This is a genomic window from Ornithinimicrobium sp. F0845 (genome assembly GCF_023015765.1).
Lineage (GTDB): Bacteria > Actinomycetota > Actinomycetes > Actinomycetales > Dermatophilaceae > Ornithinicoccus.
This window is the reverse complement of the sequence record NZ_JALKAL010000009.1, coordinates 40,239-62,782: the sequence shown is the minus strand read 5'-3', so window position 1 is coordinate 62,782 and position 22,544 is coordinate 40,239. Positions and strand designations below refer to the sequence as shown.

22 protein-coding genes are annotated in these 22,544 nt (G+C 70.9%); 5 read left to right on the top strand and 17 right to left on the bottom strand.

Going from position 1 to position 22,544, the window contains the following annotated elements; genetic code table 11:
- Nucleotides 1-119 precede the first annotated feature (119 nt).
- From MWU75_RS13715 to MWU75_RS13700, 4 genes are all read right to left on the bottom strand, one after another.
- The gene (locus tag MWU75_RS13715; protein WP_247091727.1) at nucleotides 120-983 is read right to left on the bottom strand and encodes an alpha/beta fold hydrolase; all 864 of its coding nucleotides are present in this window, start codon (nucleotides 981-983) and stop codon (nucleotides 120-122) included.
- An 87-nt stretch (nucleotides 984-1,070) separates the two neighbouring features.
- Nucleotides 1,071-1,433, bottom strand: coding sequence for a hypothetical protein (locus MWU75_RS13710; protein WP_247091724.1), 363 nt, complete (start codon nucleotides 1,431-1,433; stop codon nucleotides 1,071-1,073).
- 59 nt (nucleotides 1,434-1,492) lie between these two features.
- Nucleotides 1,493-2,236: a CoA pyrophosphatase gene (locus tag MWU75_RS13705; RefSeq protein WP_247091721.1), complete on the bottom strand. Its 744-nt coding sequence runs from the start codon at nucleotides 2,234-2,236 to the stop codon at nucleotides 1,493-1,495.
- Entirely contained in the window at nucleotides 2,233-3,081 is an 849-nt protein-coding gene (locus tag MWU75_RS13700) for a hypothetical protein (protein WP_247091718.1), read from the bottom strand. The genes MWU75_RS13705 and MWU75_RS13700 overlap by 4 nt, the downstream gene beginning before the upstream one ends.
- 137 nt (nucleotides 3,082-3,218) lie before the next feature.
- Between MWU75_RS13700 and MWU75_RS13695 the strand changes: the two genes are divergently transcribed.
- Nucleotides 3,219-5,027: an alpha/beta-hydrolase family protein gene (locus MWU75_RS13695; protein WP_247091715.1), complete on the top strand. Its 1,809-nt coding sequence runs from the start codon at nucleotides 3,219-3,221 to the stop codon at nucleotides 5,025-5,027.
- A gap of 48 nt (nucleotides 5,028-5,075) precedes the next feature.
- Here MWU75_RS13695 and glsA read toward each other — a convergent pair whose 3' ends face one another.
- Nucleotides 5,076-6,041 (bottom strand): glutaminase A, encoded by a 966-nt coding sequence (gene glsA, locus MWU75_RS13690; RefSeq protein ID WP_247091712.1) that lies wholly within the window; start codon nucleotides 6,039-6,041, stop codon nucleotides 5,076-5,078.
- A gap of 118 nt (nucleotides 6,042-6,159) precedes the next feature.
- Here glsA and MWU75_RS13685 point away from each other — a divergent pair, with 118 nt between their 5' ends.
- Complete coding sequence (locus MWU75_RS13685) at nucleotides 6,160-6,507, top strand: single-stranded DNA-binding protein (RefSeq protein ID WP_247091709.1); 348 nt, start codon at nucleotides 6,160-6,162, stop codon at nucleotides 6,505-6,507.
- Nucleotides 6,508-6,517: 10 nt separating this feature from the next.
- Nucleotides 6,518-6,919, top strand: a complete 402-nt coding sequence (locus tag MWU75_RS13680) for a GNAT family N-acetyltransferase (RefSeq protein WP_247091706.1) — start codon at nucleotides 6,518-6,520, stop codon at nucleotides 6,917-6,919.
- Here the strand turns inward: MWU75_RS13680 and MWU75_RS13675 are convergent.
- Nucleotides 6,916-7,728: an alpha/beta fold hydrolase gene (locus MWU75_RS13675; RefSeq protein ID WP_247091703.1), complete on the bottom strand. Its 813-nt coding sequence runs from the start codon at nucleotides 7,726-7,728 to the stop codon at nucleotides 6,916-6,918. The two genes, MWU75_RS13680 and MWU75_RS13675, sit on opposite strands and share 4 nt — an antisense overlap.
- Before the next feature lie 51 nt (nucleotides 7,729-7,779).
- Between MWU75_RS13675 and MWU75_RS13670 the strand changes: the two genes are divergently transcribed.
- Complete coding sequence (locus tag MWU75_RS13670) at nucleotides 7,780-8,907, top strand: methyltransferase domain-containing protein (RefSeq protein ID WP_247091891.1); 1,128 nt, start codon at nucleotides 7,780-7,782, stop codon at nucleotides 8,905-8,907.
- A 50-nt stretch (nucleotides 8,908-8,957) separates the two neighbouring features.
- On the opposite strand, the gene MWU75_RS13665 is transcribed toward MWU75_RS13670, so the two are convergent.
- On the bottom strand, nucleotides 8,958-9,728 hold the full coding sequence (locus tag MWU75_RS13665) for a DUF5995 family protein (protein ID WP_247091700.1): 771 nt from the start codon (nucleotides 9,726-9,728) through the stop codon (nucleotides 8,958-8,960).
- A gap of 94 nt (nucleotides 9,729-9,822) precedes the next feature.
- Here MWU75_RS13665 and MWU75_RS13660 point away from each other — a divergent pair, with 94 nt between their 5' ends.
- Entirely contained in the window at nucleotides 9,823-10,314 is a 492-nt protein-coding gene (locus MWU75_RS13660; protein ID WP_247091697.1) for a hypothetical protein, read from the top strand.
- Between the two features lie 36 nt (nucleotides 10,315-10,350).
- Here MWU75_RS13660 and MWU75_RS13655 read toward each other — a convergent pair whose 3' ends face one another.
- From MWU75_RS13655 to MWU75_RS13610, 10 genes are all read right to left on the bottom strand, one after another.
- Complete coding sequence (locus tag MWU75_RS13655) at nucleotides 10,351-10,863, bottom strand: GNAT family N-acetyltransferase (RefSeq protein ID WP_247091696.1); 513 nt, start codon at nucleotides 10,861-10,863, stop codon at nucleotides 10,351-10,353.
- Nucleotides 10,864-10,891: 28 nt separating this feature from the next.
- Nucleotides 10,892-11,131 carry a MoaD/ThiS family protein gene (locus MWU75_RS13650; protein ID WP_247091693.1) on the bottom strand — a complete coding sequence of 80 codons (240 nt, stop codon included), beginning with the start codon at nucleotides 11,129-11,131 and terminating at the stop codon, nucleotides 10,892-10,894.
- A gap of 50 nt (nucleotides 11,132-11,181) precedes the next feature.
- Nucleotides 11,182-11,913: an NTP transferase domain-containing protein gene (locus tag MWU75_RS13645; protein WP_247091690.1), complete on the bottom strand. Its 732-nt coding sequence runs from the start codon at nucleotides 11,911-11,913 to the stop codon at nucleotides 11,182-11,184.
- A 10-nt stretch (nucleotides 11,914-11,923) separates the two neighbouring features.
- Nucleotides 11,924-13,075, bottom strand: a complete 1,152-nt coding sequence (moeB, locus tag MWU75_RS13640) for a molybdopterin-synthase adenylyltransferase MoeB (RefSeq protein WP_247091688.1) — start codon at nucleotides 13,073-13,075, stop codon at nucleotides 11,924-11,926.
- Nucleotides 13,068-13,823: a respiratory nitrate reductase subunit gamma gene (gene narI / locus MWU75_RS13635; RefSeq protein ID WP_247091685.1), complete on the bottom strand. Its 756-nt coding sequence runs from the start codon at nucleotides 13,821-13,823 to the stop codon at nucleotides 13,068-13,070. Before narI ends, moeB begins: the two co-directional genes overlap by 8 nt.
- Nucleotides 13,820-14,602, bottom strand: coding sequence for a nitrate reductase molybdenum cofactor assembly chaperone (gene narJ, locus MWU75_RS13630; RefSeq protein WP_247091683.1), 783 nt, complete (start codon nucleotides 14,600-14,602; stop codon nucleotides 13,820-13,822). Before narJ ends, narI begins: the two co-directional genes overlap by 4 nt.
- The gene (narH, locus tag MWU75_RS13625; RefSeq protein WP_247091680.1) at nucleotides 14,602-16,353 is read right to left on the bottom strand and encodes a nitrate reductase subunit beta; all 1,752 of its coding nucleotides are present in this window, start codon (nucleotides 16,351-16,353) and stop codon (nucleotides 14,602-14,604) included. Before narH ends, narJ begins: the two co-directional genes overlap by 1 nt.
- Nucleotides 16,354-16,424: 71 nt before the next feature.
- Entirely contained in the window at nucleotides 16,425-20,138 is a 3,714-nt protein-coding gene (locus MWU75_RS13620; RefSeq protein WP_247091678.1) for a nitrate reductase subunit alpha, read from the bottom strand.
- Nucleotides 20,135-20,977 carry a helix-turn-helix domain-containing protein gene (locus MWU75_RS13615; RefSeq protein WP_247091676.1) on the bottom strand — a complete coding sequence of 281 codons (843 nt, stop codon included), beginning with the start codon at nucleotides 20,975-20,977 and terminating at the stop codon, nucleotides 20,135-20,137. Before MWU75_RS13615 ends, MWU75_RS13620 begins: the two co-directional genes overlap by 4 nt.
- Nucleotides 20,978-21,212: 235 nt before the next feature.
- Nucleotides 21,213-22,484 (bottom strand): MFS transporter, encoded by a 1,272-nt coding sequence (locus MWU75_RS13610; RefSeq protein ID WP_247091674.1) that lies wholly within the window; start codon nucleotides 22,482-22,484, stop codon nucleotides 21,213-21,215.
- Nucleotides 22,485-22,544: the final 60 nt, after the last annotated feature.

Sequence of the window (22,544 nt, the reverse complement as noted above, 5' to 3'; positions counted from 1 at the left end):
TCTCGTGGAGGTCGAGCGGGCCCTGATGGCGCTTCTCGGGCTGGCTCGGTAGCCGTGCAGAGGGACGACCTCCGGACCTGCAGTGACGCGCGCGTTCTTCAGCCACTCCCCTGTGCGTCTCAGTCCTCATGCCCTGGCGCGCCGACCCCGTGACTCACGGCGGCGATACGCGCCAGGACCTCCTGAGCCACGAGCACCGGCTCCCGCTCCGGCAACCAGTGGCCGGCGTCGACCTCGACGAAGCGGTAGTCACCGGCGACGTGCCGTGCCGTGCGCTCGGCCGCGACACGACCGAGGAACGGGTCCCGGGCGCCCCAGACATACGTCGTCGGCACCGTCACCGCGGTCTCCAGCTCAGCGGGTCGGCGAAGCGCCTGCCGCAGCGCTGCTCGATACCAGTTGATCGGTCCGCGAAGCGCTCGTGACCGGCCCAGCCGGAGGGCATATCGGCGGCTGTCACCACCCGGGACCCCCCACCGGTGGAGGGCGCCGGAGCGCAGCAGCCGTGCCAGGAGCAACTCAGGCACGACCGGGAGTTGGAAGACGAGCATGTACCAGCTGTGGCCCAGCTGGTCGGAGTGCCGGATGGCCCACCACAAGGCAGCCGGGTGAGGCGTCGACAGGACCACGAGGCTCGACACGCGCTCGGGGTGCCGCTGTGCCAGCGTCCAGGCGACGGCGCCGCCCCAGTCGTGCCCGACGATGTGGGCTCGCTCCGCGCCGGCAGCGTCGAGCAGGGCGAGCACGTCGCCGACCAGCTCGCGCAGGGAGTATGCCGAGACTCGCCGGGGCCGCGCGCCGCGAGAGTACCCCCGCTGGTGCAGGGCGAGGGTCCGCAATCCGGCCCGGTGCAGGTGCGGGGCCACTCTCCCCCAGGCGGTGGCGTCCTGCGGGAAGCCGTGGAGCAGGACCACCAGCTCGCCGTCGGTCGGCCCACCGTCCAGGACGTCGAGGACGAGTCCGTCATGGGCGAGCGTGTGCATGGTGCGACGCTATCGAGGCTCGCTCTGGCTGACGAGCCGAGGGGCTACTGCGGCCTCCGGCATGCCGGAGATCGTGTGCAGCGGCCGCTAACCATCGCTCGATGGCACCGAAGTCAGCACAGAGGTGGACTCGTCGGAGCCCACGGTGCAGGTGACGGTGTAGCTGCCCGCGGAAGTCACCAGGGTGGCGGAGCCGCCCGGCAGGGCCAGCACCTCGGCACCGCGCTCGTCCTCCACCACCAGCCGACCGTCACCGACCAGCGCCACGTCGTGCGGCCCGGCACCGACCTCCGCGCGGTTCAGCAGACACCCCTCGAGCACGACTTCCAGGGGTGCGGTGGCCGGGTCCGGTGGTGGGTCGCCGAAGCACCCGGCCAGCAGCGCCGCGCAGGCTGCGATGCCGAGCACCCCGCTCCCCCGCGCTCGTCTGCTGCGGACCGGACTTGACATAACGTCGACCCTAGCCCGACGAACAACGCGCTCGCCAGCATCTCGGGATGCACGGGGCGTCAGCGCCATGCGAACACCGGCTGGTCGAAGTCGTGCACCGGGTCAGAGCGCCCCAGCAGCCCCAGCCAGTTGAGCTGCACGAGGACCGCAGCCGTCGGGGCGTGCACGATGGTCGACCCCAGCGGCACCGACACGACCGGGCGGTCGCTCTCCGGGATCGACTCGAAGCGCGGCGAGTCGTCCCGTTGCAGCTCGTGCAGGCCGACGCGGTAGACGGCCATCACCTCTCCGGGGTCCGGCCGCAGTCGGGCCTCCCCGCCCCAGACGACGACCGGCGACATGACGAAGCCGGACCGGGTCACGTAGTCGTCGAGCCGCCCGAGGACGCGCTCCCGTCCCAGATCGACACCCACCTCCTCATGGGTCTCCCGCAGTGCCGCGTCGACCACGCTCTCCCCCGGCTCGAGCCGCCCCCCGGGCAGCGCGAACTGCCCGGCGTGCCGCCGCATCGTCACGGGGCGACGGCACAGCAGGAAGGCCGCTCCCCCGGCCGCGCTCAGCAGGCCCTCGGGTCGGCGCCGCGGATCCTGGACGACAGTGCCGTCCTCGAGCCGGGCACGGACCACGGGATCCTGTGGCGAGGAGTCGACCAGCACCAGAGCGACCGCGGCGTGCCGCCGACCGGCCAGGTCCACGGCCCGCGGCTGGTGCGCCGCCAGGTTGGCGGCGATCCGCTCGCGCAACCCCTCGTCATACGTGATCGGCGGCAGTATGCCGGGCGCCTCCTGCTCCTGGTGCGTCACCTGCCAGCTCCTGTCTCCTCCTCCCCAGGATGGCGTACGGCCGTCGGGCGGTCGACCTCCACCGGCGGGACGCGGATCGTGGGGACCTCCTTCTCGCCGTCGTAGCACGCGGCGACGAGGAAGTGCCAGGGCCCGAGCGCCCGCGCCTGGGCGATGACCGTGGCGTCGGCCTCCGGGCCGAGACGGGAGAGTGCATCGCCCCAGGCCGGGCCACCGGGAGGTGGCGCCTCAGGAACCGGGGTGTAGCGCTGCAGCCAGCGGACGTGCCGGCGCACCTCACGCGCCGTCTGCCGCCAGTGGACCCGGTGGTGCGGGGGCTTCTCGCGGGACCGGACGGCGAGGACCGCCGAGGCCAGGAGGGCCACGCCCGCCGCGGAGAAGTAGGCTCCGGTGCGCCCGCCGTGCTCGGTGGCCAGGAGCTCCTCGATCCTGGTCGCGTTGTAGGCGAGCGTCACGAGGGCGAAGGCGCCCGCCATCAGCGCCGCCCCGAAGCCGAGGGGACTCTCGCGCACCACCGCGGGCACGGGCAGCACGGCGAGGAGGCAGAGGAGCACCGCTCCGGCGATGAGCAGCGGCGGCGCCTCCCACATCCCGTCCTCGACGGTGCGGGCGGAGCTCCGGCGGGTCGGCAGGAGCAGTGCTGCGCCGGCGATGACCAGGAGCAGCGTCACGGACATCCCGATCCACCAGATGGTCCCGGCCAGGCCGTAGCGCTCACCCCGGGTCGCGAGGTCACGGGACCGGGCGCCGTGTCCCGCCTGACGCAGCTCGCGCAGGGCCGCCCGGCGGTCCCGCAGCAGCCAGTGCAGGTGCAGGAGCCAGTCCCGGGACGCGACGGGCTGCACCTCCGCGAGCGCCAGCGCGGCGACCGCACGGATCGTCCGACGGTCCCCCGCAGGGTGGCCGGGCGTCGATCGCTCATGGGCGCAAGCCTCTCAGGTCGGTCAGTCGGTCGGTCAGGCACGGAGGGTATCCTCGGCAGGTGACGGAGCAGGGGCAGCGGGCGGGCGCCACGGCCGTGCACCCACGTCCGTCGCGGACGACGCGGGCACCCTCACCGCACAACATCCTGCGGATGCCGCCGCGTGGGACCCCGCACTCGGTCTATCCGGTGCGGGCCGAGCAGCGCTCGGAGGGCGTGCTGCGCCACATGTCGGTCCCGGGGCTGACGGTCGCCCTCGTGCTGCTGTGGGTCGCCCTGTCCCCGAGCCTGCTCCCGCGCGCGTGGTGGATGACCGCCGTCAACGTGGGCGTCAGCATGGCCTACGGCTACGTCATCGGTGACCTGCTCGGACGGTTTGCCTCCTGGCTGGCCCGCCGCACCGAGCTGCGCGTCGAGCTCAGCGCCAGGTCGGACTGGGGGGTCCGCACCCTGTGGGTGGTGCTGCTCGTCGTGGTGAGCGGGGTGGTGTGGATCCAGAGCCTGCACCAGCAGGAGCAGATCTCGCTCATGGCCGGGGTGAGCCGCGGCGGCGCCCTCAACCAGTTCTTCGGCGTGCTGGCGGGGGTTGTCCTCTTCGGGCTGCTCCTGCTGCTGGGACGTGGTCTGGCCCGGTTGCGCCGCGGCGTGGGACGCATGGTCCGGCCGGTCCTCCCCCGCTACCTGGCGCCCGTCGCGGCCACCATCATCGTCGTCCTGATCGTGGTCTTCGTGAGCAACCAGGTGCTCTACCAGCGCGGCATGAACTGGGCGCTCGGCAACGCCACCCAGCTCAACCAGCGACCCCCGGACGGGCGCGTCGCACCGAGCGAGCCGGAGCGCACCGGCAGCCCCACGTCATACGAGCCCTGGGACACCCTCGGCCACGAGGGGCAGAAGTTCGTCTCCGACGGCCCTCGTGCCGTGGACATCGAACGGGTCACCGGCGTGCCGGCGCTGGAGCCGATCCGCACCTACGCGGGCCTGACCGAGCACGCCGAGGTGGAGGATGCCGCCAGGGCCGCGGTCGACGAGCTGGTCCGGGCCGGTGGGCTCGAGCGCTCGGCGGTGCTCGTGACGACCACGACCGGCACCGGGTGGGTGCAGCAGTGGTCCGTGCAGGCCCTGGAGTTCCTCACCGGCGGCGACGTCGCGACCGTCTCGATGCAGTACAGCTTCTTCCCCAGCGGGCTGGCCTACATCTCCGACCTGGAGACCCCGCCCCTGGCCGGGCGGCTGCTCTTCGAGGAGGTCGAGCGGCGGATCGAGGCCCTCCCCGAGGATGAGCGGCCGCTGCTCTACGTCAGCGGTGAGTCGCTCGGCTCCTACGGCAGCCAGGGTGCCTTCGCCGACGCCGACGATCTGCTGGAGCGGGTCGACGGGGCCGTGTGGACCGGCACGCCACGCTTCACACCGCTGTGGAGCTCGCTGACGGAGTCCCGGCGTCAGGGCAGCCCGGAGATCGCCCCCGTGATCGACAACGGTCGTCACATCCGGTTCGCCACCCGCCCACTGGAGCTGACCGAGGACTTCTACGGCGGCCCGTTCGTGGAGTGGGAGGAGCCGCGCATCGTCTACGGCCAGCACGCGTCCGATCCGGTGGTCTGGTGGTCCTGGGACCTGCTGTGGCGCGAGCCCGACTGGCTGCGGGAGCGGGTCGGCCGGGACGTCTCCCCCGACCTCAGCTACACGCCCTACGTGACGTTCTGGCAGATCGCCAGCGACATGCCTTTGTCGGTCGACGTCCCACCGGGCCACGGCCATGAGTACAAGGACGAGATGGTCGCGCTGTGGGCCGGGGTGCTGGGCATGGACCCGATGGACGACTACTCCGAGATCATCGCCGCGATCGACACCTTCGTGCTCGACTGAACGTTGGGGACCGCCGGGGGGCAGGGAGCCAGCGAAATCAAAGCCCGGTCAGGCCGGCTCGTTCGGCTCCCCCGGGTGACCCAGCGGGTCCCGGTGTCGAAGCACGTGCAGGTCCCACCGGTCGCTCAGCCGCCGGAAGATCTCGACGCCGCGAATGGAGTTGCCATGGCCGTCCAGCCGCGGTGACCAGCTCGCCAGCCCCAGGGCCCCGGGGACCACGCCGAGCATGGCGCCGGACACCCCGCTCTTGGCGGGGATGCCGACCTGGGCGACCCAACGCCCGCTCGCGTCATACATCCCGCAGGTCAGCATGACCGACAGCGTCTGCTGCACGACACGCTCGTCGAAGATGCGCTCGCCGGTGACCGGGTTGCGCCCGCCACCGGCGAAGGTGGCGCCCATGACGGCCAGCTGGGTGGTGGTCACCTCGACCGAGCACTGGCGCAGATAGCCCTGGACCACCTCGTGCGGGTCATGGGTGAGCATGCCCGAGGAGGCCAGCATGTGCGCCAGCGCGAAGTTGCGGTCTCCACGCACCTGCTCGGCTCGCAGCACCTCCTCGTTCACCTCCAGCTGCGCGCACGCCAGGGCCGAGTAGCGGTCCAGCAGGAGCGCATCCCGGTCCTGCTGGCTGTCCCCGGGGATCAGCGCCTGCGCCATGATCGCGCCCGCGTTGATGAGGGGGTTGAACGGCCGCCCGTCCTCGTGCTGCGACAGCTCGTTGAAGGCCTCCCCCGTCGGCTCCACGCCGATGTGGTCCAGCACCCGGTCCAACCCACACTCCTGGAGGGCCACGGCATAGGTGAAGGCCTTGGACACCGACTGCAGTGCGAGCAGCCGGTCGTGGTCGCCCACGCCCACGACCTCGCCGTCCGTCCTGCAGACGGCCGCCGCGAGGGCGTCGAGGTCCCGTCGCTGGATGTCACGCAGGTAGTCGGCCGGGTCGCCCCAGCCGATCTCGCGCGCCTCCTCCAGCACCTCGGTGAGCTCGTCCTGGACACGTGGCTCGGTCATGCCCCCACTGTGTCAGGACCGGCGGATCCTGTCCCCAGGGCACCTCGATCGGACCGAGCTGTCCACAGCCGCGGTCAGACACCTACCGCCGTCTCACACCCCGTCCCAGGGTGTGCGCATGAACGCAGTCACGCAGAACGGTCCCGGCGAGCACGTCAACACCGTGCTCCTGGTCGGACGGGTCAGCTCGGCCCCGGAGACCCGCACCATGCCGAGCGGGGACGAGCTCGTCCAGTTCCGCGTCGTCGTGACCCGGCCGAGGCAACGCGGCGACACCCGCACCCAGGTGGACGCCATCGACATCGCCTGCTGGAGCGCCCGCAGCAGAGCCAGCGCGCTGCGCCTCCAGGAGGACGACACCGTGGAGGTCGAGGGCAGCCTGCGCCGCCGCTTCTTCGCCGGCCCGGGAGGCCGGGTCTCGCGCTATGAGGTGGAGGCCCGCAGGGTGCGTCGGCACCGTCCGTAGGATCAACGCCGTGATCCCCGTCGAGTACCTCACCACGAACGACCGCATCCGCGCCGAGATGATCGAGGGCTTCTTCGTCGGGTGGCCCGTGGCCCCGACCGCCGAGAAGCTCATGGAGGTGATGGCCGGAAGCCACCGCAGAGTGTGGGCGGTGCGGGAGGAGCGGGTCGTCGGCTACGTCAACGCGATCTCCGACGGGGTACTCAACGCGTTCATCCCCTGGCTCGAGGTGCACCCCGACCACCAGGGGCAGGGCATCGGCGCCGAGCTGGTCCGCCGCATCGTCGCGCAGCTGGACGGGATGTATGCCGTCGACCTGTGCTGCGACACCGAGCTGTTCCCCTACTACGAGCGGCTCGGGTTCACCACGTTCGGCGGGGCCGGGCTCCGCTTCCCGGCGGCCATCCGCTAGGCCGCGGACAGGAAGACGCGCAGCGCCGAGGTGAAGGCCTCCGGCTTCTCGGAGTGCACCCAGTGACCGGCGCCCTTGATGGTGACCAGGACGGTGCGCGGGAACAGCTCCCGCATGGCGGGCTCGGCATCCTCGGTGATGTAGGGCGACCGCTCCCCCGCCACCCACAGGACCGGGTTGTCGAACGGTCCCCCCGACGGGACGTAGTCACCGATCGAGGGCAGGTCGTGCAGCAGCAGGTCCAGGTTGGCCTGCCAGCGCCATCCGTCGCCGTCCGAGCGCAGGTTCTGCAGCAGGAAGCCGCGGGTCGTCCGGTTCGGGATCAGCTCGGTCAGGCGGGCGTCGGCCTCCGTGCGGCTGGGCAGGTCGGCGAGATCGAGGGTGTCGAGCGCGCCGAGCAGGTGCCGGAACTCGCTCATGTCGGAGCTGGCGACCGGGGCGATGTCGACGACCACGAGGCGGTCGATCAGGTCGGGGTGGCGCAGGGTCAGCGCCATCGCGACCTTGCCACCCATCGAGTGCCCCACCAGGTGCACCGGGCCGTCTGCGGCGATGTCGCGGCGCAGCTCCGCGGCCACGGCGTCAGCCATCTGCTCGTAGTCCACCCGCTCCGTCCAGGCCGAGCGGCCGTGGTTGGGCAGGTCGACCAGGAGCGAGGCGAAGTCGGGCTGCAGCGCCTTGGCGATGCTGGTGAAGTTCTTGCCCTGCCCGAACAGGCCGTGCAGGAAGGCGATGCGGCGGGTCCGCCCCTCCCCCTCGGGAGGACGGCCTACCGCGGTGGTGTGGATCTCGATGCTGTCCGGGCTCACCCCGCCAGCCTATGCCGCGATTACCCTGGGCTGGTGCCCGCCGACCACACCATGCAGTGCGACTACTTCGACGCAGGTCGGTGCCGGTCCTGCACGCTGATGGGCACGGCATACTCCGGGCAGCTGGCCGACAAGCAGGCGCGGTGCGTGGCGGCCCTCGGTCCCGGCCCCCGGTGGGCGGAGCCGTTCGCCAGTCGACCCGCGGGTTTCCGCAACAAGGCCAAGCTGGTCGTCGGCGGTCACCGCGGCGCGCCGACCGTCGGCATCCTGGACCGCGGCGGTCGGGGCGTCGACCTGCGGCACTGCGGGCTGTACGAGGACGGGCTGGCCGAGGTGGTCGAGCAGGTGCCCGCGCTCGTCGGGGAGCTCGGCCTGGTGCCGTATGACGTGCCGCGGCGCAGCGGTGAGCTCAAGCACGTGCTCATCACCCACTCCCCCGCCGGTGAGCTGATGGTCCGGTTCGTGCTGCGCTCGCCCGGTCAGCTCGGCCGGATCAGGCGCGGGCTCCCGGCCCTGCGGGACCGGTGGCCCACCGCCCGGGTCGTGTCGGTGAACCTGCAGCCGGCCCACGCCGCGGTCCTCGAGGGACCGGAGGAGATCGTGCTCACCGAGGACCAGGAGCTCCCGATGGTGGTGAACGACGTCCGACTGCGGCTGCGGGCGCGCTCCTTCTTCCAGACCAACACCGCGGTGGCGGCCGGGCTCTACCGCCAGGCGCGGGAGTGGATCGACGAGGTCGACCCGCCGTCGTTGTGGGACCTCTACTGCGGGGTCGGGGGCTTTGCGCTGCATGCCCTGCAGCGGCCGGACGCGTCTGCCCGCGACGTGCTCGGCGTGGAGGTGTCCCCCGAGGCGGTGGAGAGCGCCCGCGCTGCCGCCGCCGACCTGCCCGGCGCGAGCCGGTTCGTGGCCGGCGACGTGATAGCCCACCTGCAGACCTCGCCGTCCCCGGACCTCGTCGTCGTCAACCCTCCGCGCCGGGGCATCGGCACCGACCTGGCGGCATGGCTGGAGGAGTCAGGCGTGGAGCACGTGCTCTACTCCTCCTGCAACGTCGACTCGCTCGCGGGTGACCTGGCGCGCATGCCGTCCCTGGTCCCGGTCCGGGCCCGCCTGTTCGACATGTTCCCGCAGACGCCTCACCTGGAGGTGCTCACGCTGCTGCACCGTGCCGGCTGACCCACCCGGCCCAGGTCCTCGGGGGACGCGTCTCGGCGGGGTGCCCGACGTCATACTGGCTCGGCCACCTGGACCAGCAGGGTGCGGCCGGCCAGACCGACCGCCCGGCACAGGCTCGCCCGGAACTCCTCGCGGAGGAGCGGTGTGTCGCGCAGGTGCCAGAGCACCTCGCTGTTGACCCACGCCGCGTCCCGGGCCCGTCCGATGCTCCACGACCCGACCAGTGTCAGCAGCGGCGTGAGCTCCTGATCCACGGCCAGCACCAGGCCGTCCAGGAAGGACTGGCGCACCTCCTCGTGCACCTCCGCGAGGAGGGAGGTGACCTTCTGGTAGTCCGCGCGGACCCCGCGGCTCGACGGCGACAGGCCGAGCTGCTCGCAGGTGGTGATCACCGCCACGGCCAGGTCGTGGTTGATGTGGGCGTTCATCCCCGCGATGGCGAACTGGATGGGCGCCAACGGCACCGATCGGCTCGCGAAGACCGGCTCCCAGCAGTCCGGGATGGCTCTGCCCTCCGCGTCCGCCTGCACCGTGTCCAGGTAGAGATGGGCGAAGACGATGTCGAGGCGCTCCATGAACCGGTCGTTCTCGAAGTAGCCCTCGTTGAGCCGCTGCTCGACGAGCTCGGTGACCTGGAGGTACATCCGGTTGAACTGCCAGACACCATCGCCGTGGTCGAGCTCGTCGCTGAGGTCGCGGAGTGCGGAGACGACGGCCGGGACGCTGGGGAGCTGGTGCGGCGGCACCGGGGTCGTGGCGGGCCGGCGGGGCGGCAACCCCACGGCACCGCGCAACCGGTCGAGGAGGTCGAGGAAGCCCATGGACGATTCGACCACCGATCGCCGGTCGGCGGCAAGGGGTCGAGACGCCGGTCCGGACGTGCGACATCGCACCAGCGGTCCTACGGTGGGAACCATGGTCACGAAGGGTCTGCCTACTGCAGCCATGCTCCATGACCTGGTGGACGACGTCCTGGATGGGGAGTGGCCCGATGGTCAGGGGTCCGTCGACGCGTTCCTGGACCGTCTCGCGCTCTCCCGGGGCGACACGGCACCCGGGCACACCGGGCAGGCGTTTCGACTCACCGGCGAGCGGGACCTCGCCGCGGACTACCTCATCGTGCACGAGTTCCGCAGCTCGCTGGTCGGCATCCACGCCCTGGCCAACGGCTCCGCCGGCGACGTGCTCCAGGTCTACGAGGACGCCGCCGGTGAGCTGGAGGACCAGCACGGTCCTCCGGAGAAAGCCTATGACCGGCGGCGCCCCCCGAGCGAGGTGTCGCACTGGGTGGTCGGACCCGCACGGGTCAGCCTGTTCTGCCATGCCGACCACAACTCCCCCGCCCGCACCATCCAGCTGGCGATCGAGCACATCGAGCGGTCCGCCTTCGCGGACGAGCACGGCTGAGCCGACGAGCACGGCTGAGCCGCGCGCTCGGCGCGGTCAGGAGGCCCGCCGCTCCCAACCCATCAGCGTGGCGCGATACGACGTGCCCGCGTAGACGAAGTCCGGCACCAGGTCGCGGAACCCGATGCGCCGGTAGAGCATGCGCGCCCGGCCGTCGGGGTCGGTCGCGAGCAGCGCCCGTTGGTGGGGCATCTCGGACAGTTGTCGGCTCAGCAGCGCCGAGCCGACGCCCAGCCCCTGCGCCTCTGGTGTCACCTGGAGCTCCACCAGCTCGAAGGCTTCGGTCAACCAGTGACCATGACCCGCGGCGCGCACCGGACCTTCGATCTGCTGGGGCCACCAGTGCCCGAGCTGCAGGTCGAAGCCGTAGAGGAAGCCCACGGTGTCCTCGCCGCGCGAGGCGACGAGGACTGTTGCGCCGTCATACTCCCCGACACACCGCCGGAACGTGGACTCGAAGTGATCCACCGGCTCGGCCTCGCGTCTCATGGCACGGCCGTAGATCCCGGCCAGCCGGGGCGCGAGCTCGAGGGCCTCGGGACGCCGCAACCTCCGGATCGTGTGGGGCAAGGGCTCCTCAGCCGCCGGCGAAGGGTGGCAGGACGTCGACCACCGAGTCCGAGGTGAGCCGGGTCGCCGGGTCCGAGACATGACGTCCCTGGTGCAGCAACGAGCTGCGCCGCAGCACCTCGGCGAGCGTGGTGCCGTGCGAGGCGGTGAGCTGGCTGACCAGCTCCTGCACGTTGCCTGCGCTCACCTGCTCCTGCTCCGTCCCGGCTGCCTCAGCAGCTGCGGCGAAGTAGCGAACGGTTGCCATCTGAGCCTCCTGTGGTCTAGTGGCCATCCTCTCAGACGCAACAGTGCCCATCACTCCTGGCCACCACGTCCGTCGGTGAGCCGTGCCTGCCAGGCCGCGTGGTCCTCCCACGTGTCGATGTCTCCCACACCGACGACCGCTGCGTCGGCCACCGTCAGCCCGCTCACGAGGCGTCGCACCGAGATGTCGTGTCCCGTGCCGAGAGGCTGCAGCGCTGCCGTCAGGGCCGAGGTGCGGTAGGCGGCGAGGAGCCACTGCGGGTGCCCCTCGTCGTCGTGCGGGCACACGAGGTCGGTGGTCGGTCCGGCCCCGGCCGCTGCCGCGAGCAGAGCCGTGACCGCCTGACCGGCCCCGGGCTGGTCGACCGCCAGCACGAGGGTCCAGTCCGGGCGGGCGGCTACCGGGCGGGCGGGTGCCCGGCCTGCGGTCGGGCCCGTGGTCGTGGCCAGCGCGCGCAGCCCCGCGGCGATGCCGGCGACGGGGCCTCCGCCGGGTGGGTCCTCGACGGTGCGCAGCACCCCGTCGGGCACTGTGGTGTCGCCCACCACGACCACCCGCCTGGCCCGGCCTGTCCCCTCCAGGACCCGGTCCAGCAACGGTCGACCCCCCACCTCCAGAGACGCCTTGTCGACGCCGCCGAGGCGCGTCCCCCCGCCGCCCGCCAGGACGATGACGTCGTGCGCATCCTCCGTGGGTGGGACGTCGAGGGAGGGGACGTCCTGGGGCGGGCCGTCAGGGGTGCTCGCGCCGTCGGGGCCGCCGGCACGGGTGTGGGGCTCCACGAAACTCCTGTCAGTACCTGGGGAGGGTCGGGTCGACGTGGTCGATCCAGCCCAGGATCCCGCCGGTCATCACGCGCACGTCCGGGTGGCCCAGGTGCACCAGGTGCCGGGCCGCGCGCCCGGCACGCGGTCCCACCTTGCAGTAGAACACCACCGGCTGGTCCCGGACCTGCGACAGGTCGTCCCAGGTGAGCACCTCGCCGACCGGCACGGTGCGTGCCCCGGGGACGGTGCCCAGGGCGTGCTCCCCCGGCTCCCGGACGTCGATGACCTGGAGCCCGTCCACCTGGTCGCGCACCTCCTCGGGGGACATCTCCGGGATCGCGACGACCTCGCGGCTCTCCCCCGCCTCGGGCATCCAGCCCCGCCCGGCGCCCTGGGGGTCGTGTTCGGGGGCGTCACGCGGGCGGAGCGGGACCTCCCGGGTGCGCTGGGTGAGGGCGTCGAGCAGCAGCACCCGCCCGACCAGCGGCTCGCCGGTGCCAGTGATCAGCTTGACCGCCTCCGCCGCCATGATCGAGCCGACCTGGCCCACCATCGCACCGAGCACGCCGGCCTCGGCACAGCTCGGCACGTCCTCCGGGCGGGGCGGGACGGGGAACAGGTCCCGCAGTTGGACCGCGGCCTCGCCCGCAACCGCCGCCGGCAGGAAGGTGGTGATCTGGGCGTCGAACCGGAGCACCGCGGCCCACACCAGCGGGATCCCCAGCGCGACGGCCGCGTCGTTGACCACATATCGGGTGTCGAAGTTGTCGCTGCCGTCGAGGACGAGGTGGTGCCCAGCCAGGACCTCCCGGGCGTTGCCCTCGTCGAGGTGGTCCCGCACACCCGTCACCGACACCGTCGGGTTGAGGTCACGGACCGCGCGGATCGCGCTGTCCACCTTGGGGCTGCCCAGGTCCTCGACGCGGTGGATCACCTGTCGCTGTAGGTTGGTGAGGTCGACCTCGTCGTCGTCGATGACCGTCAGGTGGCCCACGCCGGCGGCCGCCAGGTAGAGCAGCGCCGGGGACCCGAGCCCGCCCGCACCGACGATGGCCACCCTGGCGTTGACCAGCCGCTTCTGCCCCTCGAGGCCGATGCCCGGCAGCAGCAGGTGCCTGGAGTAGCGGCTCAGCTGGTCCGGAGACAGGGCGTCCACGGGGTCGACCAGGTCAGCCAACCTTCTCCCAGCCTCGCTTGGGGGCGCGGGTCCCGGTCGCCGAGCCCGGCCGGGCGTCCCGGCTGCGGTAGACGATGTAGGGCCGCGTGAAGTAGCCGATCGGAGCGCTGAAGACGTGGACCAACCGGGTGAAGGGCCACATCGCGAAGAGCAGGAACGCAAGGATCGCGTGCAGCTGGAAGCCCAGCGGCGCGGCCGGGACGTCGCCGCCACCGGCCATCAGCGTGGCGTCCGGCTGGAACCAGAAGATCGACCGGAACCACGGGGAGACGCCGTCGCGGTAGTTGTACTCGCCGCCGATCGTGAAGATGCCCCCGGCGATGGTGTTCCAGATCCCCAGGAAGATCACCAGGGCCAGCACGGCATACATCGCCTTGTCGTTGACGGTCGTCGCCGAGAAGACCGGCCCGACGGTGCGCCGGCGGTAGATCAGGATGGTCAGCCCGACGACGGCCGCGATGCCGGCCGGGATGCCGCCTGCCATGGCGATGATGTGGTACATCTCGTGGCTGATGCCGATCCGGTCGGTCAGGCTCTGCGGGATGATCAGCCCCATGAAGTGTCCGACCGCCACGCCCAGGATGCCGAAGTGGAACAGCGGGCTGCCGATCCGCAGCAGCTTGCTCTCGTAGAGCTGGGAGCTGCGCGTCGTCCACCCGAACTTGTCGTAGCGGTAGCGCCAGATGTGTCCGACGACGAAGATCGCCAGGCAGATATAGGGGAAGATCACCCAGAGGAAGGTGCTCATCGGGGGGCTCCTACGGGGATAGTCGGGCCGAGAGTATGACGTGAGTCGGCTGGCGTGGCCGCGTCGCCGCAGGCGGAGGGCGGCGGGGCTCCCCGGGTGAGCTCGTCCAGGGCCGGGTCCATCGCGTAAGGGGCGTTCAGCGCCTGGTCGTCGAGGCCGACCGTCTCCTGCGGCGGGCCCTGGGCGATGAGCCGGGCCAACGCCTCGTTGTCATCACCCTGGAGCTCGGGCAGGGTCACCCGCACCGCCTGGACGACGTCGACCCACGGCGACTCGCGCCGCAGGAGGGCGCGCCGGAGGAGCTCGAGGCCGACCCGGTGGTCGTTGAGCAGCTTCCAGGCGGCCTCCGGAGCGACCGTGGCGCCGAACTCCAGGACGACAGCCAGATGGTCGGGCAGCTCAGCGTCGTGATCAGAGAGCTCCACACCGTGCTGCCGGTAGAGCTGCTTGAACTGGACCAGCGCGACCCCCCGGTTGCGGGTGTCCCCGTGCAGGAAGTACGTCAGGTGCAGGGCGCACTTGCGGGTCACGTCGAAGGTGTCGACGTAGTCCTGCTGCAACTGGCCCAGGTCCGTCCCCTCGACGTGGTCGAGGAACCGCCCCAGGGGGGTCGAGAGCTGCTCGGGCAGTCCAGCGGTGACCTCCCGCAGCACCGGCAGGCGCTCCAGGAGCCCCGGCTCCGGGTAGTCCAGGAGCAGCGAGCACAGCTGCCAGGCATCGGCCTGCACCCGGGACTCGAGCTGGGAGGTGGTGCGCCGGTGGCGCCGCCAGGGCAGCATCAGGTGACCTTTCCGTCCGACCCGGCGGTGTTGTCGGGCCGGGCGTGAGGTCCGTCGAGCTGCGCCGCCTCGTCGATGGTCTGGACCGAGGCGTCCTTGCCGCTGTCGGGGAACATCCCGGCAGGCACACCCTTGCCGTCCCAGTTCAGGAGGTTGACCCGGCCCCTCTTGGACCCCCCGGACAGCAGGGCGTCGGAGGTCTGGCGCTGCTGCAGCATCCGGAAGTTCTCGACGGCGACCGGCGTGGTGCCGCCGCGCCCGGACCCCTCGCCGAACGGGCCGGAGAGCTCCATCAGCTCGTCGTCGTAGCCGCTGACCGGGCAGTCCGTGGCCGTCTCCTCGAGCGCGTGGGCCTCCTCGCCGTGGGCGGTCGGGATGACGTAGCGCTCGTCATACTTGGCGATCGCCAGCAGGCGGTACATCTCATACATCTCCTCTTCGGTCATGCCGACCGACTCGGGGATGTGTGCCTGTGGGTCGCGTCCCAGGTTGATGTCCCGCATGTAGGAGCGCATCGCCGCCAGCTTGCGCAGGACCAGGTCGACCGGGGCGGGGTCACCTGCCGTGAACAGGTTGGCGAGGTACTCGACGGGGATCCGCAGCGCGTCGATCGCCGCGAACAGGTTGCGGCTGTCCTCGGCGTCGTAGCCGGTGTCCTTGATCACGTCGACGACCGGTGACAGCGGCGGGATGTACCAGACCATCGGCATCGTGCGGTACTCCGGGTGCAGCGGCAGGGCCACCTTGTACTCGCTGATCAGCCGCCAGACCGGCGACCTCTTGGCCGCCTCGATCCAGTCCCCCGGGATCCCGGCGCGCTCGGCCTCGCGCTGGACGGCCGGGTCGTGGGGGTCCAGGAAGACCGACCGCTGGGCCTCGTAGAGGTCATGGTCGTCCTCCACCGACGCGGCCTCGAGGACCTTGTCCGCGTCGTACAGCATGAGCCCGATGTAGCGCAGCCGGCCCACGCACGTCTCCGCGCAGACGGTGGGGATCCCGACCTCGATGCGGGGGTAGCAGAAGGTGCACTTCTCGGCCTTGCCGGTCTTGTGGTTGAAGTAGACCTTCTTGTAGGGGCAGCCGGTGACGCACATCCGCCAGCCACGGCACTTGTCCTGGTCGACCAGGACGATCCCGTCCTCCTCGCGCTTGTAGATCGCTCCGGAGGGGCAGGACGCGGCGCAGCTGGGGTTGAGGCAGTGCTCGCAGATGCGCGGCAGGTAGAACATGAAGGTCTCGTCGAACTCCATCTTGACCTTGTCCTCGATGCCCTTGATCATCGGGTCCTTGGCCGCGTGCTGCTTGCTCCCGCCGAGGTCGTCATCCCAGTTGGCGGACCACTCGACGTTCATCTGCTCGCCGGAGATGAGCGAGTGCGGCGTGGCGACCGGGAAGTGCTCCTGGGCCGGTGCGTTGAGCAGCGTCTCGTAGTCGTAGGTCCAGGGCTCGTAGTAGTCCTGGATGGAGGGCATCTTGGGGTTGGAGAAGATGTTGAGCAGCTTGTTCAGCCGCCCGCCGGCCTTCAGCTTGAGCCGCCCTGCCGGCGTGCGCACCCAGCCGCCCTTCCACTCCTCCTGGTCCTGGTAGCCGCGCGGGTACCCCAGCCCGGGGCGCGTCTCGACGTTGTTGAACCAGACGTACTCCATGCCGCTGCGGTTGGTCCAGGCCTGTTTGCAGGTGACCGAGCAGGTGTGGCACCCGATGCACTTGTCCAGGTTCATGACCATGGCCATCTGTGCCATGACTCTCATCTAGAAACTCCTTGGTCCGGGGTCTGTGCGCAGTTTGGGGTCCACGGGGGCGGAGCCTCCGTGTGTGCGGTCTAGTAGGTCACCGGCGCGGTGCGCTTGCGGATGGTGGTGACCTCGTCCCGGTTGTTGCCGGTGGGCCCGATGTAGTTGAAGAAGTAGGCCAGCTGGGCGTAGCCCCCGATCAGGTGGCTGGGCTTCATCAGGATCCTGGTGAGGCTGTTGTGGATGCCGCCGCGCTTGTTGTCGGTCTCGGTCAGCGGCACGTCGATCAGGCGGTCCTGGGCGTGGTGCATGAAGACCGTGCCCTCGGGCATCCGGTGACTGACGATCGCCCGGGCCGCCACGACACCGTTGCGGTTGACCGCCTCGATCCAGTCGTTGTCGAGCACCCCGATCTTCTCGGCGTCCACGTCGGACATCCAGATGGACTGCCCACCGCGGGACAGGGACAGCATGAACAGGTTGTCCTGGTACTCGCTGTGGATCGACCACTTGTTGTGCGGGGTCAGGTAGCGCACCGAGACCCCGAGCTCACCGGTCGCGCCGATCTCGGGCTCGCCGAACAGCTTGGTCATGTTCAGCGGCGGTCGGTAGGTGGGCAGCGCCTCCCCCATGCCGAGCATCCAGTCGTGGTCGACGTAGAACTGCTGACGGCCGGTGAGGGTGTGGAAGGGCTTGGAGCGCTCGATGTTGATCGTGAACGGGGCGTAGCGCCGACCGCCGGCCTCGGAGCCGGACCACTCCGGAGAGGTGATGACCGGCACCGGAGCCGCCTGCGTGTCGGCGAAGCTGATGATCTTGCCCTCGTGCTCGGCGGCCAGGTCGTGCAGCTGGATGCCGGTGCGCTTCTCCAGGTCCTTGAAGCCCTGGGTGGCCAGGTGACCGTTCGTGGTGCCGGCCAGGTGCATGATCGCCTCGGCGACGTGCACGTCGGTGTCCAGCCGCGGCTGGCCGTCGGCCACTCCCCCGTGGACGGTGCCGTTGATGGTCCGGAGCCGTGCGACGAAGTCGGTCGGGTCGTACTTCACGCCCTTGGTGATCATCCCGACCTTCTCCAGGAGCGGGCCGATCGCGGTCATCTTGGCGTAGACCTGGGTGTAGTCGCGCTCGACCGCCACCAGCGCGGCCATCGTCCTGCCGGGGACCGGCTCGACCTCCCCGGTCTTCCAGTCCTGCACGACACCGTGCACGGTGGCCATCGCCTCGGGCGTGTCGTGCCACAGCGGCTTGGCCACCACGTCGGTCCGGGTGCCCAGGTGGTCCTGCGCCAGCTCGGAGAACTTCTTGGCGATCTCCTTCCAGGCGTCCCAGTCGTTCTTGCTCTGCCACGGCGGGGCGATGGCCGGGTTGAACGAGTGGATGTAGGGATGCATGTCGGTGGTGTTGATGTCGTGCTTCTCGTACCAGGTCGCCGCCGGCAGCACGACGTCGGACAGCAGCGTGGAGCTCGTCATCCGGAAGTCGATGGTCATCAACAGGTCGAGCTTGCCCTCGGGCGCCGTCTCCGGCCAGGCCACCTCGCGCGGTCGCTTCTCCTCGGGGGCCTCGGCCGCCTTCACGGCGTTGGTCGTCCCGAGCAGGTGCTTGAGGAAGTACTCGTTGCCCTTGGCCGAGGAGCCGAACAGGTTGGCCCGCCAGAGGGTCAGCACCCGCGGCCAGTTCTCCTCCGCCTCCGGGTCCTCGACGGCAAACCGCAGCGAGCCCTCCTTGAGCTGCTGCACGACATACTCCTTGACGTCGGTGCCGGCCTCGGCGGCCTCGTCGGCCAGGGCGAGGCTGGACCGGTCGAACTGCGGGTAGGACGGCACCCACCCGAGGCGGACCGCCTGGGTCAGGACGTCCATCATGGAGCGGCCCTGGAAGGCACCGGTGCCGGCTCCGACGTCGTCGGTGGTGAAGGTGTCGTAGCGGTACTGGCTGGTGTTGACGTACCAGTAGGCCGTCTGATTCATGTGCCGCGGCGGGCGCACCCAGTCCAGCGCGAAGGCCATGTGCTGGAAGCCCATGAGCGGGCGCACCTTCTCCTGCCCGACGTAGTGGGCCCAGCCGCCGCCGTTGCGCCCCTGGCAGCCGGTGATCGTGGTCAGCACCAGCATGGCGCGGTAGATCTGGTCGGAGTGGTACCAGTGGTTGGTCCCGGCGCCCATCAGGATCATGCCGCGACCGGTGGTGTCGATCGCGTTCTGGGCGAACTCACGGGCCAGCCGGGCGATCTGGTGCGAGGGCACCGAGGTGATCGCCTCCGCCCAGCCCGGGGTGGCCGGCACCGTCGGGTCCTCCAGGTCATCGGGCCACGCCCCCGGCAGGCCGGGCCGACCCACGCCGTAGTGTGCCAGCATCAGGTCCAGCACGGTCGTGAGAACGTGACCGCCGATGCGACGCACCGGGACCCCGCGCTGCTCGTAGGCGACCTGGTCACCGGTGTCGAAACGGGGCAGTCGGACCGGCACGGACTCCTCGGTGCGGCCGAACAGGGTCAGGGCGGGGTCGATGTCACCGAGCTCGAGGTTCCACCGGCCCTCCCCCTCGGGACCGAACCGGTGCCCGATGGAACCCTGCGGGATGGCCACGTCGTCCGTGCGGCTGTCCAGCACGGCCGTCTTCCACATCGCGTTCTCGGAGCCCGCCTCGGGGTGGCCCTCGAGGTCACCGGCCACGAGGAACTTGCCGGGCTCGAACGTGCCGTCCTCTCGCTCGACGAGACTGACGAGATAGGGCAGGTCGGTGAACTTCTTGGTGTAGTCGGCGAAGAAGTCGGCCTGCTGGTCGACGAAGAACTCCTTGAGGATGACGTGACCCATGCCCATCGCGAGGGCGGCGTCGGTGCCGGGAGCGGGGGCGACCCACTCGTCGGCGAACTTGACGTTCTCGGCGTAGTCGGGTGCCACCGCCACGACCTTCTGGCCCCGGTAGCGGGCCTCGGTCATCCAGTGGGCGTCCGGGGTGCGGGTCAGCGGGACGTTGGAGCCCCACATGATGAGGTACGCCGCGTCCCACCAGTCGCCCGACTCAGGCACGTCGGTCTGGTCGCCCCACATCTGCGGCGAGGCGTTGGGCAGATCGGCATACCAGTCGTAGAAGGAGAGCATGGGAGCTCCGATGAGCTCGTTGAACCGTGCCCCCGAGACGTAGCTGACCTGGGACATCGCCGGGATCGGGGAGAACCCGGCGATGCGGTCCGGGCCCCAGCGCTTGATGGTGTAGACGTGAGCCGCCGCGAGCAGCTCGACCGCTTCCTCCCAGGTCGCGCGGACCAGGCCGCCCCTCCCCCTGCCCGCCTTGTAGCGCCTGGCCTTCTCCTCGTCCTGGACGATGCTGGCCCACGCGACGACCGGGTCGCCATACTCCGCCTTGGCCTCCCGGAACATCTCCAGCAGCGCGCCGCGGACGTAGGGGTAGCGCACACGCGTGGGGCTGTAGGTGTACCAGGAGAACGCGGCGCCGCGCGGGCAGCCGCGGGGTTCGTACTCCGGCCGGTCCCCGCCGGTCGACGGGTAGTCCGTCTGCTGGGCCTCCCAGGTGATGATGCCGTCCTTGACGTAGACCTTCCACGAGCAGGAGCCCGTGCAGTTGACGCCGTGGGTCGAGCGGACGACCTTGTCGTGGCTCCACCGGTCTCGATAGAACGAGTCACCCTGACGGCCACCCTCGAGGGACAGCGTGCGCTGGTCCTCCGAGACCTTGCCGCGGGTGAAGAACCGGCGGGTTCCCACCAGCGCCGAGGACAGCGGGCCGTCCAGGCCGACCTCTTCGCTGGTGCGCGGACGTGCTGCGGTGTCGGTCATGTCTGCTCTCCACGATCGGGAAACGGGGTGGTGATGCTCAGGTGTGCCCTGCACGTGCGTTGGTCCACGAGGGGTTGCAGGTCCAGCTCGGCGCTCTCCTCGCCGAGCGCGTCGAGCGCGCCGCGCAGGAGACCCCGGTGCACCCCGCAGACCATCTGCGGGTTGTCCCTGGCCAGGGCCAGGAAGGGGCAGTCACGCAGGACGATGTCGACCTCGCGGGCGCCGGCCGCGGTGCGCACCGCCGGTGCGTGGCCCCAGCCGACGAGGAGGTCGATGACCGCGCCGACCTTGCCCAGCCAGGCGCCCGGGGTCGTCGCAGGCGTGCGCTCCCCCACCCGCGTGGCCAGCCGGGACACGTGGTCGCGGGCCCACTGTCTGCCGGACTGTTCCAGGACGGCGGGCGTCTGATCCAGGGGGCCGGAGTCGCCGGACTGGATGACGAGGTGGTCCGGCACGTCCGCCTGACCGGTGACCCGCTCGGGTGCGACAGTGCGGCCGACAATCTCCGACAGTGCGGCATAGGCCTGGAGCGCCTCGGGGTCGCTGGGGGCGCTGAGTCGCTGGCCGGGCACGGCATAGAGCTTGCGGGGACGCCCAGCCCCCGCCGGAGCTGCCTGGACGGAGGTGAGCAGGTCGGCGGCGACCAGCTGGTCGAGGTGGAAGCGCACCGTCGTCAGGTGCAGGCCGACGATGTCCGCGAGCTCCTGGGCGCTCAGTCCCCGCGCCCGGGCCGAGGTCTCCTCGGGATCCACCGGTAGGTCGGCGAGGTGCTCGTACAGCGCCCGGCGCACGTCGGAGCGCAGCAGGTCCAGCCCGTCACGCACTCCGTGCCTGGCCACGACCAACCCTTCCGACGGACATTTAACGGAACGTCTCCAGGTGACACCCTAGCGCGTTGTGTCCCTCCGCGACACCGGGACTCGCGAGTGTCTTGACCTGCGGTTTCCCTGGAAAGCAGGCCGTAGATTAGGGCACGTCCTCATGCCCTAAAACGTTCTCATCGACGGAGGACGCTTCCCACAAATGGAGGGTTTAGCGGAGAGGGCGGGAGGCGTGCCTATGGCTGAAAGATGCCTATGGCTGCGGGTCGCGGGCGTCGTAGGCGAGGAAGCCGCGTTGGGCCCGCGCCAGCAGCAGCATCGCGATGATGCAGGCCACGCCTCCCAGGACCAGGGCACCCCACTCGGTCCAGGCCCCGGCCACGGTGCCGGAGAGCAGCTCGCCGAGCCGGGGTCCGCCGGCCACCACGACGACGAAGATCCCCTGCAGCCGACCGCGCAGATGATCGGGCGTGGCCGACTGGAGGATGGTGTTGCGGAAGACCGAGGAGACCGAGTCGGCCGCGCCGGCCGCGGCCAGCCCCAGGCAGGCCAGCACGAGGGCCGTCCCAGGGCCGAAGAGGCGGCCCGACCCGAGCACCGCCAGGCCGACCAGCACGATGCAGGCGCCCCAGGCCACCACGGACCACACCACCGCCCGTCCCTGGTGGATGACGGTGCCGAGGGGTCCGGAGAAGAGCATCGCGACGACTGCGCCCACGGCCAGCGCGGCGGCGAGGATGCCGACGGTGGCCGCGCCGCCGGCCAGGGCAACAATCGCGATGGCCGGGAAGAGGGCGCGAGGCTGGGCGAGGATCATCGCGCAGAAGTCCGCCAGGAAGGTCATCCGCACGTTGGGTCGGGTGGCCAGGAACGTCAGGCCGTCGAGGACGCTGGACAACCCCGGGACCTTCGCCGGCCCGCTCTGCTCCGGTCGGATCGGCGGCAGGGTCCAGATCCCCAGCATCGCGGCGGTGAAGAGGATGACGTCCAGGGAGTAGGCCGTGACGTAGCCGCCGAACTGCACGATGACGCCCGCCAGGAGCGGGCCGACCGTCATCGAGATGTTCATCGAGGTGACGTTGAGGGCGTTCGCGGCCGGCAGCTGCTCCAGCGGCAGGATGCGGGGGTAGATCGAGGACCGTGCCGGCCCGATGACCGCGAAGCCGGCGCTGTGCAGGGCCACGAGTGCGTAGAGCACCCACACCTCGGTGTTGCCCAGCACCGCCTGGAGGACGTTGAGTCCGCCGGTCACCCAGAGGAGGACTCCGCCCACCAGGGCCACGGTGCGGCGGTCGTGGGTGTCCAGCACGGCCCCGCCGTAGAGCCCGAGCACCACGATCGGCACCAGCGCGTAGAGCCCCACGAGGCCGACGGCGAAGGACGATCCGGTCAGGTCGTAGATCTGCAGGGCGATGGCGGTGGTGGCGAGCTGGGCGCCGATGCCCGAGGTGACGGTGCCGAGGTAGAGGTAGCGATAGGGACGGGACTCCCGCAGCGGGGTGATGTCGAGCAGGACGCGGCGCACCGGGACATGCTGCCACCTCCTGCAGCCCGGATGCCGAGGGCCGGGTCGGCGAAGGAGGCC

Coding starts and splice junctions, on each gene's coding strand:
- MWU75_RS13715 (WP_247091727.1), bottom strand. CDS start 983: ATGCACACGCTCGCCCATGACGGACTCGTCCTCGACGTCCTGGACGGT.
- MWU75_RS13710 (WP_247091724.1), bottom strand. CDS start 1,433: ATGTCAAGTCCGGTCCGCAGCAGACGAGCGCGGGGGAGCGGGGTGCTC.
- glsA (WP_247091712.1), bottom strand. CDS start 6,041: ATGACCGAGCCACGTGTCCAGGACGAGCTCACCGAGGTGCTGGAGGAG.
- MWU75_RS13685 (WP_247091709.1), top strand. CDS start 6,160: ATGAACGCAGTCACGCAGAACGGTCCCGGCGAGCACGTCAACACCGTG.
- MWU75_RS13670 (WP_247091891.1), top strand. CDS start 7,780: ATGCAGTGCGACTACTTCGACGCAGGTCGGTGCCGGTCCTGCACGCTG.
- MWU75_RS13665 (WP_247091700.1), bottom strand. CDS start 9,728: ATGGGCTTCCTCGACCTCCTCGACCGGTTGCGCGGTGCCGTGGGGTTG.
- MWU75_RS13660 (WP_247091697.1), top strand. CDS start 9,823: ATGGTCACGAAGGGTCTGCCTACTGCAGCCATGCTCCATGACCTGGTG.
- MWU75_RS13650 (WP_247091693.1), bottom strand. CDS start 11,131: ATGGCAACCGTTCGCTACTTCGCCGCAGCTGCTGAGGCAGCCGGGACG.
- narI (WP_247091685.1), bottom strand. CDS start 13,823: ATGAGCACCTTCCTCTGGGTGATCTTCCCCTATATCTGCCTGGCGATC.
- narJ (WP_247091683.1), bottom strand. CDS start 14,602: ATGCTGCCCTGGCGGCGCCACCGGCGCACCACCTCCCAGCTCGAGTCC.
- narH (WP_247091680.1), bottom strand. CDS start 16,353: ATGAGAGTCATGGCACAGATGGCCATGGTCATGAACCTGGACAAGTGC.
- MWU75_RS13620 (WP_247091678.1), bottom strand. CDS start 20,138: ATGACCGACACCGCAGCACGTCCGCGCACCAGCGAAGAGGTCGGCCTG.